Source organism: Serratia sp. SSNIH1, from assembly GCF_002935055.1.
Classification (GTDB): Bacteria; Pseudomonadota; Gammaproteobacteria; order Enterobacterales; family Enterobacteriaceae; genus Serratia; species Serratia nevei.
Genome location: NZ_CP026383.1, coordinates 4,685,030 through 4,697,329 on the forward strand (window position 1 = coordinate 4,685,030; position 12,300 = coordinate 4,697,329).

Here is a 12,300-nt window from a genome sequence, read left to right on the forward strand (position 1 = left end):
GCCCCGTTTTTTACCGCCGCTGCGACCACCACAGCACGCTAATCGCCAGCGCAAACACCACGCCAAACCCTACGCCGACCCCCACCACCGGCACGCCCAGCTTCACCACCAGCGAATACAGCGCCAGCATCAGCAACATGGCGGCGTTTTCACCCAGGTTTTGCACCGCGATCGCATTGCCGGCACCGACCGAATGCTTGCCCCGCTCCTGCAGCAACGCATTGAGCGGCACCACGAAGAAGCCCCCCAGCATGCCGATGATCGCCAACAAGACATAGGCATTGAGCATGGTGGTTTGCAGCGCGAACACCGCGACCGCGACGCCGATCAGGATCCCGGCCGGCATGCAGCGTTTTACCGTCTTCAGCGTGACGAAGCGCGCGGCAGCGCCGGCCCCCACCACGATACCGACGGCCACCATGGCGTTCAGCAGCGTCGGCGTGGCGTTATCGGCGATGCCGAGCGCCAGCGGCACCCACAGCACCAGCAGAAAACGCAGCGTCACGCCGGCCCCCCAGAACAGGCTGGTGCCGATCAAGGAGAAACGCGTCTGCCCATCGCGCCATAACGTGACGCAGGCGGTAAAGAAGCTGTTCGTCATAGCCCGCGGGCGCCAGGAGGCCCCCGGGCGCGCCGCCGCCAGACGCGGAATATACAGGTTGGCGACCACCGCTCCCGCGTAAACCAAGGCGCAGGCCGCCAGCGCCGCGACCACATGCCAGTCCGCCAGAATACCGCCGGCCACCGACCCGGTCAGAATGGCGGCGATGGTCGAGGCCTCCATCAGGCCGTTAGCCTTGACCAGCTTCTCACCGCTGGTGATCTCGCCCAGAATGCCGTATTTGGCCGGCGAATACGCGGCGGCCCCCACGCCGACCAGGCTGTAACCGAGAAACGGGTTGAACCCAAAGCAGATCACCAACGCCCCCGCCAGCTTCAGGGCGTTGGCGAACATCATCACCCGCCCTTTGGCGAAGCTGTCGGCCACCTGGCCGACAAACGGCGCCAGAATGATGTAGGTGGCGACAAAGGCCATCTGCAGGATCGGCTGGCTCCAGTCCGGATACAGCTGCTGCTTGATCAACGCCAGCGTGGCGAACAGCAACGCATTGTCGCCGAACGCCGAGAGAAACTGCGCGCTGATGACGGCGATCATACCGCGTGACAACAAAGGGGATTCGGTCGAAGGATTCATCAGGCACTCTCCGGCTGTTCGGCCATATGACGCAGGGTGACGAAATCGGGTTTGCCGCTGCCGAGCACAGGCAGCGTTTTCAACAGGCGAATATCGCGCGGCACCGCCAGCTCCGGGCTGCCCAGCTCGCGCGCCACCCGCAGCAATGCCTCGCGGGTAATGGCGGGATCGGTGGTGAACAGCACCAGCGCCTCGCCTTTGCTGCTGTCGCTTTTGACGGTGGCGGCATGCAGTTTTTCCGGCGACAGCCGCTGCGCCAGCAATTCGACGCTCTCGAGCGACACCATCTCCCCCGCCAGCTTGGCGAAGCGCTTCACGCGGCCGCGAATGGTGCAGTAACCCTGCTCATCCAGGCTGACGATATCGCCGGTGTCGTACCAGCCCGGCTGCAGCACGCCGTTCGCATCTTCCGCCGCCGGCGGCTCCAGCTCGCCGGGGCGCTCAACCCGCAAATAGCCTTTCATGATATTCGGCCCCTTCAGCTGCAGGCGGCCGCCGTTATCGATGCCTGGCACCGCGATCAGGCGCGCCTCCATCTGCGGCATGATGCGGCCAACGGTGCCTACTTTCGTCGCCAGTGGCACGTTAATGGAGACCACCGGCGCGCACTCGGTCACGCCATAGCCTTCCAGAATGCGAATGCCGTATTTATCCTGGTAGATCTGTTTGGTGCTGTCCGCCAGTTTCTCCGCGCCGGCCACCACGTAGCGCAGGCGGGCGAAATCATACGGATGCGCGAAGCGCGCATAGTTGTTGAGGAAGGTCGCCGTGCCGAACAGCACCGTACAGTTGCGGTCATACACCAGCTCCGGCACCACGCGATAGTGCAGCGGACTGGGGTAGAGGAAAATGCGGCTGCCGGTGATCAGCGGCGTGAGTAGCCCCACCGTCAGGCCGAACGAGTGGAACAGCGGCAGCGACGACATGAAGCGGTCGCGCGGCGTGAAGTCGGCGATGGTGCGAATTTGTTCTACGTTGGCCAGCAGGCTGGCGTGGGAATGCACCACGCCCTTGGGGTGGCCTTCGGAACCGGAAGTGAACAGGATCAGCGCCGCGTCTTCCGGGCGTTGCGGCAACGCCGCGCGCTGCGGCTGCAGCAAATGCCGCAAAATCCACAGCTTGTCCGCCAGCGTGACGGTATCCTTCAGATCTTCCAGATACACCCAGTTAGCCTGCGGCACCTGCTCCGGCAGGTGGGTCAGCTTGCCCTTTTCCAGAAACTGGCGCGAGGTGACGATGGTCTTGATGCCGGCGGCGAGCATCGCGCTGTTCAGGCCGTTGGCGCCGGCGGTGTAGTTGAGCATCGCCGGGATGCGGTTACGCAGCGAAGCGCCAAAGATCGCCGCCGCGGTGATGGTGGCGTTCGGCAACAGCAGCCCAACGTGTTCCCCTTCGGCGGTAAAGCGCTGCAGAATGCGGCTGACACCCAGCGATTTCTTGATCAACGTCTGATAACTGTCTTCTTTGAAAGCAATGTCTTCGATACAGGGCTTGCGGCGCCCGTAGCGGTGCTGCGCCGCCAGCAAAGCATGGAACAGCGTCTGCGGTTCACGCGTATCCATCCGCGCCCGCATCATGATCTGCATCAGCCGATCGCCCGCCAGCGCCCGGCGTTCACGCGCGCGCGGCGCTTCCGGCATCGGCAGCGTGGTCGGCGGCAAGATGCGGATGCTGATTCGCGGGAACCAGCGGATCTTGAATACCCCGGCCATGCGGCCGAACGGGCTGAATTCGGGGCCGTCGATCCGCACCGGCACTACCGTGGCACCCGATTTGGCGGCGATAAACGCCGCGCCGTCGTAGATTTTCATCAGCGCGCCGGTCACGGTGATGCGCCCTTCAGGGAACACCACGATCGGCCGCCCCTGCTCGACCATCCGCACCAGCTGTTTGATGGCCATCGGCTTGGTGGGATCGAGCGAAACGAAATCGATGTAGGGCCGCAGCCAGCGCATAAACCAGCTCTCGCCGATGCTGGCGTAAACCGCAAACACCGGTTTAATCGGCAGGAACAGCGCCAGCAGCACGCCGTCGAGGAAAGAGACGTGGTTCGGCGTAATCAGCAGTTTTTGCCGCTCGAAGTGCTGAACATCCCCTTCGACCCGAACCCGAAACAGCAGGCGAAACAGCGCGCGCAGCAGTGAAAAAATCATGCCCTTCTCCCTTGGCCATGGAGGTGTAAATCGTTGTAGGAAAAAGAATACTATATGGCAGGCAAAAAAAAACCTACGCATCCGCGTAGGTTGGTGCAATTGAAAATGGCTTCAACATACAGAGTATGCTGATTTCTCACCAATCAATACCTCTGGGATCACCTACTCTAGAGAGATGGCGAGCAGGAAACTACCGGCGAATCGCAAGAGTTCTGCTCCAAATGCAACCAGCTGTAAATTTCCCGCGATCTGCTGTAATAACTCAATGAAACTTAAACCTTCCCGCAGCGGCGAAAAAATAAATATAACAACGACGGCGAGCCGGTTATCCCGACGTGAAATCGTCATTCATCGCGCGCTGACCTCCACCAGACAGCTCATGGCGTTCGGCCCCTGCGTCAGCGGCGAGGTGCCGATATCCAGCGTCAGCACGTTCGGGTTGCCCGCCTGTTCGACCGGCCGGCGCTGCGCGTCGTAACCCGGCTCGAACCAGGCGCCGGTCGCCATCAACACCACGCCACGCATCACGCCGTCGGTGAGGGTCGCCCCCGCCAGGCAGCTGCCGCGCGCATTGCTGACCAGCACTTCGCTACCCTCTGCCACGCCGCGCTGCGCCGCGTCTTCGGGATGCATATACAGGGTTTCGCGCCCGGCGGTCTTATTGCCCTGCGCCAGCGGCGCCGGATCCATCTGGCTGTGCAGACGATCGCTCGGTTGGATGGAGATCAGATGCAGCGGCCAGGTTTCGGTCTGCGGCGCGCCCAGCCACTCCACCGGCGGCCGCCACTGCGGATGCGGCGCGAAATCTTCGTAGCGATAACCGGCGATCCGCTCGCTGAACAGTTCGATCTTGCCGCTGGGCGTCTGCAGCGGATTAGCCTGCGGATCGGCGCGGAACGCGTCAAAAAAGACGAACTCCTTGGCCGGCGCGGGCAGCTCGACATAGCCCCGGCGCCAAAAATCCTCAAACTCGGGCCAGGCGACGCCGGCACGCTGCTGCGCCGCGCCGCATTGCCGATAAATCTCTTCGATCCAGGCCCGCTCGTCGCGGTTTTCGGTAAAGCGTTCGCGATAGCCCAGGCGCTCCGCCAGATCGGCGAAGATATCAAAATCGTTGCGCGCCTGATGCTGCGGCGCAATCGCCTGATGCATCGCCAGCACGTAGCGATCGCGCGAGGAGCCGCCGATGTCGTTGCGCTCCAGCGAACTGGTGACCGGCAACACGATATCCGCCATTTTGGCCGCCGCCGTCCACCAGATATCTTGTACGATCACCGTATCCGGCTTCTGCCAGCCTTCCACCAGCCGGTTCAGCTGCTGATGATGATGGAACGGGTTGCCGCCGGCCCAGTGCACCAGGTGAACATCCGGGTACTGGCGCGTCTCGCCGCAAAATTGATAGGCTTCGCCGGGATGCAGCAGCATGTCGCAGATGCGCGCCACCGGGATCGCCAGCCCGGCCGGGTTATCCCCTACCGGCATGGTCGGCGCGGGGGTGTCCACGCGCGGGTTGCCGACGCCGTTCATCGAGCCATGACCGAAGGAAAAGCCGCCGCCCGGCAGCCCCACCTGGCCCAGCATCGCCGACAGCGCGATCATCATCCAATACGGTTGCTCGCCGCGGTGCGCGCGCTGCACGGAGTAGGAACAGGTGATAAAACTGCGCACGCCGATCAGCTGCCGCGCCAGCCGCGCGATGCGCGCCGCCGGAATGCCGGTAATGGCGCTGGCCCAGGCCGGCGTTTTCGCCACGCCGTCGCTCACGCCGTTCAGGTAATCCGCCAGCTGTTGATAGCCTACGCAGTGGCTGTGCAGGAAGGCTTCATCCTGCGCGCCCAGCTGCTGGATTTCGTAAGCCAGCGCCAGCATCAGCGCCACGTCGGTATTCGGCCGGATCGGGATCCACTCCGCGTTGACGAACCCGGGGCAGTCGTCACGCATCGGGCTGATGTTGACAACCGGCGTGCCCTTCTGCGCCAGCTTTTGCAGCCAAGGCTTGAGCGCATGCTCCGCCGCGCCGCCGGAAGAGACCTGGGCGTTTTTCAGCGCCAGCCCGCCAAACGCCACAAACAGCTCGCAATGCTCCACCACGCTCGGCCAACTTGTGACGCGCCCGGTCAACGGCGAGAAAGTGCCGATCACATACGGCAGGAAAAACTGCGCCGCGCCCCAGCTGTAGTTGCCCTGCTGATCGACCCCGCCGCCGCCGCTGAAATAGAACCGTCGCACCAGCGAACGCGCATGATGCAAGCGCCCGGCCGATGACCAGCCATAAGAGCCGGTAAACAGCCCGGAGGCACCGTAGCGATCGCGCACCCGGCGGTTCTCCTGCGCCACCAAATCGAGCGCCAGCTCCCAGTCCACCTCGACGAAGTCTTCCCTGCCGCGCAGCGTACGGTCGCTGCCCTCGCGCTTTTGCAGCCACGAACGGCGCACCGCCGGCTTGCGGATACGTTTGTCGGAGTAAACCATCGGGACGATGGAATCGAGCAGCGGCGAAGGATCGGGATCGTCGGCGAAGGGTTCACAGCGGATAAGCCGGCCGTCTTCAACCACGGCGGTATAAGCGCCCCAATGGGCGAGCTGCGGATAGCGTTTAATGGACATGGCGTTCTCGGCGCAAATCGGAATGCACAGACGTTACCTCAGCCCGCCGCCAGAGCCAACGTACAAATTGCGCTATCGTTCGGCAGCCGACGGTTATGCGCGCAGACGCGAAGAGATTCTGCAACGGCCGCCACAAGTTGCGCACGAGACCGCTTGCAGCCCCGGTTTTTTTCCGCAAAACTGAGGGATGTAAGCGATTACCCAGGATGTGTTGACTGATATGGCTACGATAAAGGATGTTGCCAGGCTGGCGGGTGTTTCCGTGGCCACGGTATCCCGCGTGATAAATAATTCCCCCAAGGCCAGCGAAGGGTCGCGCACCGCGGTGCTGGCCGCCATGGAACAGCTGCAGTATCACCCTAACGCCAACGCTCGGGCGCTGGCGCAGCAATCCACCGAGACGCTGGGCCTGATCGTCTCCGACGTTTCCGATCCCTTCTTCGGCGCGATGGTCAAAGCGGTCGAGCAGGTGGCCTACGCCACCCACAATTTTCTGCTGATTGGCAACGGTTACCACGACGCCGAAAAAGAGCGTCAGGCGATTGAACAGCTGGTGCGGCACCGCTGCGAGGCGCTGGTGGTGCACGCCAAGAGACTGAGCGATCGGGAACTTTGCGGCTGGATGCAACAGATCCCGGGCATGGTGCTGATCAACCGCACGCTGCCGGGTTTTGAAACGCGCTGCGTGGCGCTCGACGATCGCTACGGCGCCTGGCTGGCGACCCGTCATCTGATCCAGCAAGGGCATCAGCGCATCGCCATCATCTGCTCCACCCACCAGATTTCCGACGCCACCGATCGCCTGCAGGGCTATCTCGACGCGCTGCAGGAGCACGGCATTGCCGTGGATGAAAAGCTGATCGCCTACGGCGAGCCGGACGAGATCGGCGGCGAACAGGCGATGACTGAATTGCTCGGCCGCGGCCGTTCGTTCTCCGCCGTTACCTGCTACAACGATCCGATGGCCGCCGGCGCACTTTCGGTGCTGAGCGACAACAGCGTCGACGTGCCGGGACACATTTCGCTGATCGGTTTCGACGACGTGCTGATTTCACGCTATCTGCGGCCGCGCCTGACCACCATTCGCTACCCGATCGTGGCGATGGCAACCCAGGCGGCGGAACTGGCCCTGGCCTTGGCCAATCGCCAACCGCTGCCGGAAATCACCAACATGTTCAGCCCGACGCTGGTGCGCCGCCACTCGGTCGCCACCCTCAACAACGCGCACGAACAGCCGTAATTCGCGCCGCCGCATGGGTGAGCCGTCACCCATGCGCTCAGATTGCGCAGCCCGCCGCATTTCCCACTTTTGGATTTTTTCCGCTCCCAGCGTTCGTGCATATTGTTGGCACAATAACCTTTACACTATATAGCGCAAACGCTATATTCGGAGCGCATCATGTGGCAAGTGGTGACCGTCGAACGGTTCGACGACTGGTTTTTAGCGCTGAACAACGCCCAGCAAACAAGCATCCTGGCGGCGATCTTCAAATTACAGACGTTCGGCCCGCAATTGGCACGGCCGCATGCCGATACGCTGCATTTTTCCGACGCGGTCCGGCAGTTGAAGGAGCTGCGCATTCAACATCGCGGGCGCCCTTTCAGGGTATTTTTCGCCTTTGACCCACAGCGGCAGCGGTATTGCTGTGCGGCGGCGATAAAACCGGCGACCAACGCTTTTACCAGCGCATGTTGCCCATCGCCGCCATGGAGTTTTCACATTATCTGGCAACCCGGAGGTAGTGCAGATGGCCAAACCTTTATCCCAACTGATCGACAAGCTCGATCCCGCCGTCGTTGCCACAGCCAGGCAAAAAGCGGACAAGGAAATTTTCGAGCTGCGGCTGGCGATGCTGAGGGAAGAGCTGGCGGTCTCTCAGGTTGAATTGGCGAAGCGGCTCGGCATCAGCCAACCCTCCGTCGCCAATTTGGAAAAGCGCGGCAGCGAAATCAAACTGTCATCGCTCAAACGCTATATCGAGGCGATGGGTGGCACGCTGTCGCTGGATGTGCAATTGCCCAATGGCCAGCACCGCCGCATGACGCTGTAAAGCGGGCGCAGCACGCCCGCCCGCTTATCAGATAATCTCCAGCGCGAGCAGTTCTTCGATGGTTTGGCGGCGGCGGATCAGGCGCGGCTCACCGTTTTCGAACAGCACTTCAGGCAACAGCGGACGGCTGTTGTAGTTGGAGGACATCGATGCACCGTAGGCGCCGGTGTCGTGGAACACCAGATAATCGCCGATCTGGGCCGGCGGCAGTTCGCGGGTTTCCACGCCGCCGCCCGCCTGCTGGGTGAACACGTCGCCGGATTCGCACAGTGGCCCGGCGATCACCGTTTCGCGCAGCGGTTGCCCCGAGGTATCGCGCCCATCGGCCGGCAAAAGCGAAATATGGTGATAGCTGCCGTACATTGCCGGGCGCATCAGATCGTTAAAACCGGCGTCCACCAGCACGAAGTGACGGCTGCCCATGTCCTTTACCGCCCGCACCTCGGCCACCAAGACGCCCGCTTCCGCCATCAGGAAACGCCCCGGTTCGATCTCCAGCTGCACCGGATGCCCCAGATGCGCGGCGATGCGTTCACGCGCCCGGTTCCACAAACCGAAATAGTGTTCGGTATCGATCGCCTCTTCGCCGTACTGGTACGGGATAGACAGGCCGCCGCCGGCGGAAATGGCGCTGATGTCATGACCGAGATCGATCACCTGCTGCACCATCGCATCGCAGACCCGTTCCAGATGCTGGTAATCGACGCCGGAACCGATGTGCATGTGCACGCCGATCAACTTCAGGCCGTAGCGGCGGATCTTCTCCACCGCCTGCGGCAGGTCGGCATACCAGATACCGTGCTTGCTGTTCTCGCCGCCGGTGTTGGTTTTCTGGCTATGGCCGTGGCCAAATCCCGGGTTAATGCGCAGCCACACCGGGTGCCCTGCGGAAACCTGGCCGAGCTGATCCAGCATGTCGATGGAACCCGCGTTGACCGGGATCTTCAATTCGCTGACGCGCGCCAGCGTAGCGTGATCCAACACGTCCGCGGTAAACACGATCTCGCTCGGTTCGCCGCCCGGCTGAAAACCGGCCCGCAGCGCCCGCTCGATCTCGCCCAGCGACACCGAATCCACCTTCACGCCCTGCTCGCGCATCAAGCGCAAAATATGAATGTTCGAACAGGCCTTCTGTGCGAAACGGACAGTATCGAAATGGCGCAGCTGAGCGATGCGCTGGCTGATGATGTCCGCATCATAGGCCCAGACCGGGCAGCCGAAACGCTGCGGCAAGGCCAACAGGTTAGCGGCGTTCAACGCGGTGGAGGTGTCGTGCAACGGGCGTGGCATGGCGATATTCCCAATTCGAAAATGACGGCAGATAACGCCATAGTGCCGCACGCTGAATTGGGTGGAAAATATCTATTTAGCCGTAGTCTATTCATTTATGATATGGCTTTCCCCTTAACCGAGCGGCCTCGCCATGCACAGCATCTCTTTGCGGCAGATCGAAATCTTTCGGGCGGTAATGACCACCGGCAACCTGACCGAGGCGGCGGCCCTGCTGCAAACCTCGCAACCGACCGTCAGCCGCGAGCTGGCGCGCTTTGAGAAGCTGATCCGGCTGCAGCTGTTCGACCGGGTGCGCGGTCGCTTGTCCCCCACGGTGCAGGGCCTACGGTTGTTCGAAGAGGTGCAGCGCTCCTATTACGGCCTCGATCGCATCGTCAACGCCGCCGCCGGCATTCGCCAGTTTCAGCAGGCGCAGCTGTCGATCGTGTGCCTGCCGGTATTTTCCCAATCACTGCTGCCGGCGGTGTGTCGGCCCTTTATCGAACGTTACCCGGAAGTCAGCTTCAGCGTCATCCCGCAAGAGTCGCCGCTGCTGGAAGAGTGGCTGTCTGCCCAGCGTCACGATCTCGGGCTGACGGAAACCACCCTGACGCCGGCGGGCACCGAGCGGGTGACGTTGATGACGTTGAACGAAGTCTGCGTGCTGCCGACAGGCCACCCGCTGCTGGTGAAAGATCGGCTGACGCCGCAGGACTTCGCCGGGCATAACTTTATCAGCCTGTCGAGCACCGACAGCTATCGCCACCTGCTGGATGCGTTGTTCGGCGAACAGCGCGTCGAGCGCCGCATGGTGATGGAAACGCACAGCGCAGCGTCGGTGTGTGCCATGGTGAGGGCGGGCGTGGGGGTGTCGATCGTCAACCCGCTGACGGCGCTCGACTATGCCGGTAACGGTGTGCACGTGCGGCCGTTCAGCGTCGACGTGCCGTTCACCGTCAGCCTGATCCGGCCGCTGCACCGCCCTTCATCGGCGCTGGTCACCGCCTTTATCGACCACCTTCATCAGCAGGCCGCCGCCTTTGCCGCCCGGCTGGCCGCCGCCGTCAGGCGCTGAAAGCGGCGTGGGAATATTGCCGAAGCATCAGCGCAGCGTGGCCTGCCACTGCGGATCGGTGGCGAACCACTCCACCAAAAAGTCCAGCATGGTGCGCAAGGTGGCGGGCATCTGGCGGCGTGAGGTATAGATGCCGTAGATGCCCATCGACTGCGGCCGGTAATCCGGTAACAGTTCGACCAGTTCGCCGCTGGCCAGCAGCGGCGCCGCCGAATAATAGGGCTGCATGGAAATGCCCGCCCCCTGCACCGTGCCGGCCATCAGCACCACCGACTCGTTGGCACTCAGGTTGCCGCTGACCGCTACCGCCGATTTCACGCCCTGAGCATCGAAGTGCCACAGGCTTTTGCCGAAATAGGAGTAGGTCAGGCAGTTGTGCAACGCCAGATCCTGCGGTTGACGCGGGGTGCCGTGCGCCGCCAGATATGCCGGCGCAGCGCACACCACCGATGCGCAGGTGGACAGCGGGCGGGCGATCAGGTTGGGATCCAGCTCGTTGGTGATACGCAGCGCCAGATCGATGCGCTCTTCCACCAGGTTCACCGCCCGGTTGTTCATCTGCAGATCGACCGCCACCTGCGGGTGACGCTTCAGATACTGAGCGACGGCCCCCACCAGCGCCGTTTGCCCGAGCGACTGCGAACAGGTGATGCGCAGCAGGCCGCGCAGCTCATCGCTCTGCCCTTCCTCCACCAGGTCGATCTCCCCCGCCAGCGCCAGCATTTGCCGGCAGCGTTCCAGAGTACGCTCCCCGGCGTCGGTCAGACTAAGCTTACGGGTAGTGCGGTGCAGTAAACGCGCCCCGGCCCATTGCTCCATCTGCGCCAGGTAGCGCGTCACCATCGCGCGCGACATCTCCAGCGTTTCCGCGGCGGCGATCATGCTGCCGCGATCGACGATGGTGACAAAAACCTCAGCGGCGGTAATGCGATCCATAATTAGTCCGATTTATGCAACGAATAATTGCTTATTATCCGGTTTTTCTATCGCTTTATGCAACCTAACATCATTACAACATTAACCGATACCTAAGGACCTCTGCCCATGTTTAAGAAATCACTGTTAACTCTGGCCTTCACCGGCGTCGCCACCCTCAGCACCTACGCCACCGCGGCCGATACCCTAACCATGGAAGTGTATAACCCGGGCGAGAAAAGCGTGTTCCCGGTGTCTTCCGAAATCATCAGCGGCAAACACGAAGTGGCGCTGATCGACGCTCAGTTCCAGCGTAACGATGCCGAAGCGCTGGTGAAAAAGATCAAGGCGACCGGCAAGAAACTGACCACCGTTTATATCAGCCACTCAGACCCGGATTTCTATTTCGGTCTGGACGTGATTAAAGCGGCCTTCCCGGAGGCGAAAATCATCGCTTCGCCAGGCACCATCAAGGACATCAACGCCACCAAAGACGGCAAAGTCGCCTATTGGGGCCCGATCCTGAAAGACAACGCGCCGAAAACCGTGATCGTGCCGCAGCCGCTGCAGGGCGACAGCTTCACCATCGACGGCCAGAAAGTGGAAGTGAAAGGCCTGAACGGCCCGACCCCCGATCGCACCTTCGTGTGGATCCCGGCGTTGAAGGCGGTCGTTGGCGGTGTCGCGGTCGCCGGTGACAACATCCATCCGTGGATCGCCGACAACCAGAGCGTGGAATCGCGCCAGCACTGGCAGCAGACGCTGAAAAACATCGAAGCGCTGAAGCCGCAGGTCGTCGTGCCGGGCCACTTCCTGCCGGGCGCAGCGCAAACGCTGGCATCGGTTCACTTTACCCAGAAATACCTGACCACGCTGGAAGCCGAACTGCCGAAAGCCAAGGATTCCGCCGCGCTGATTGAAGCGATGAAAAAGCACTACCCGACGCTGAAAGACGAGTCGAGCCTGGAACTGAGCGCGAAAGTGCTGAAAGGCGAGATGAAGTGGCCGCAATAAGCGCCCGTGCGTGATTGA

The 12,300-nt window shown here is 62.1% G+C and carries 9 protein-coding genes and 1 pseudogene; 5 read left to right on the top strand and 5 right to left on the bottom strand.

Features of this window, described 5'->3' with window-relative positions:
• Positions 1–10: 10 nt before the first annotated feature.
• From lplT to C3F38_RS22600, 3 genes are all read right to left on the bottom strand, one after another.
• On the bottom strand, positions 11–1,195 hold the full coding sequence (gene lplT, locus C3F38_RS22585; protein ID WP_038878684.1) for a lysophospholipid transporter LplT: 1,185 nt from the start codon (positions 1,193–1,195) through the stop codon (positions 11–13).
• Positions 1,195–3,348, bottom strand: coding sequence for a bifunctional acyl-ACP--phospholipid O-acyltransferase/long-chain-fatty-acid--ACP ligase (aas, locus tag C3F38_RS22590; RefSeq protein WP_055312344.1), 2,154 nt, complete (start codon positions 3,346–3,348; stop codon positions 1,195–1,197). Before aas ends, lplT begins: the two co-directional genes overlap by 1 nt.
• A gap of 348 nt (positions 3,349–3,696) precedes the next feature.
• Positions 3,697–5,955 (bottom strand): molybdopterin guanine dinucleotide-containing S/N-oxide reductase, encoded by a 2,259-nt coding sequence (locus tag C3F38_RS22600; protein WP_055317040.1) that lies wholly within the window; start codon positions 5,953–5,955, stop codon positions 3,697–3,699.
• Positions 5,956–6,175: 220 nt separating this feature from the next.
• On the opposite strand from C3F38_RS22600, the gene galR reads away from it, so the two are divergent.
• From galR to C3F38_RS22615, 3 genes and pseudogenes are all read left to right on the top strand, one after another.
• Positions 6,176–7,195, top strand: a complete 1,020-nt coding sequence (gene galR, locus C3F38_RS22605) for an HTH-type transcriptional regulator GalR (protein ID WP_038878671.1) — start codon at positions 6,176–6,178, stop codon at positions 7,193–7,195.
• 159 nt (positions 7,196–7,354) lie between these two features.
• Positions 7,355–7,698: pseudogene (locus tag C3F38_RS22610) on the top strand (type II toxin-antitoxin system RelE/ParE family toxin).
• Positions 7,699–7,703: 5 nt separating this feature from the next.
• On the top strand, positions 7,704–8,006 hold the full coding sequence (locus tag C3F38_RS22615) for a helix-turn-helix domain-containing protein (protein ID WP_038878665.1): 303 nt from the start codon (positions 7,704–7,706) through the stop codon (positions 8,004–8,006).
• A 27-nt stretch (positions 8,007–8,033) separates the two neighbouring features.
• Here the strand turns inward: C3F38_RS22615 and lysA are convergent, their stop codons facing one another.
• Complete coding sequence (gene lysA, locus C3F38_RS22620; protein WP_055317041.1) at positions 8,034–9,296, bottom strand: diaminopimelate decarboxylase; 1,263 nt, start codon at positions 9,294–9,296, stop codon at positions 8,034–8,036.
• Between the two features lie 133 nt (positions 9,297–9,429).
• Here lysA and C3F38_RS22625 point away from each other — a divergent pair, with 133 nt between their 5' ends.
• A complete protein-coding gene (locus tag C3F38_RS22625) occupies positions 9,430–10,353 on the top strand; it encodes a LysR family transcriptional regulator (protein ID WP_038878659.1) in 924 nt (307 codons plus the stop codon).
• Positions 10,354–10,380: 27 nt separating this feature from the next.
• Here C3F38_RS22625 and C3F38_RS22630 read toward each other — a convergent pair whose 3' ends face one another.
• Complete coding sequence (locus C3F38_RS22630; RefSeq protein WP_015378928.1) at positions 10,381–11,289, bottom strand: LysR family transcriptional regulator; 909 nt, start codon at positions 11,287–11,289, stop codon at positions 10,381–10,383.
• 108 nt (positions 11,290–11,397) lie between these two features.
• Between C3F38_RS22630 and C3F38_RS22635 the strand changes: the two genes are divergently transcribed.
• Positions 11,398–12,282: an MBL fold metallo-hydrolase gene (locus tag C3F38_RS22635; RefSeq protein ID WP_033635778.1), complete on the top strand. Its 885-nt coding sequence runs from the start codon at positions 11,398–11,400 to the stop codon at positions 12,280–12,282.
• The last annotated feature ends 18 nt before the right edge of the window (positions 12,283–12,300 follow it).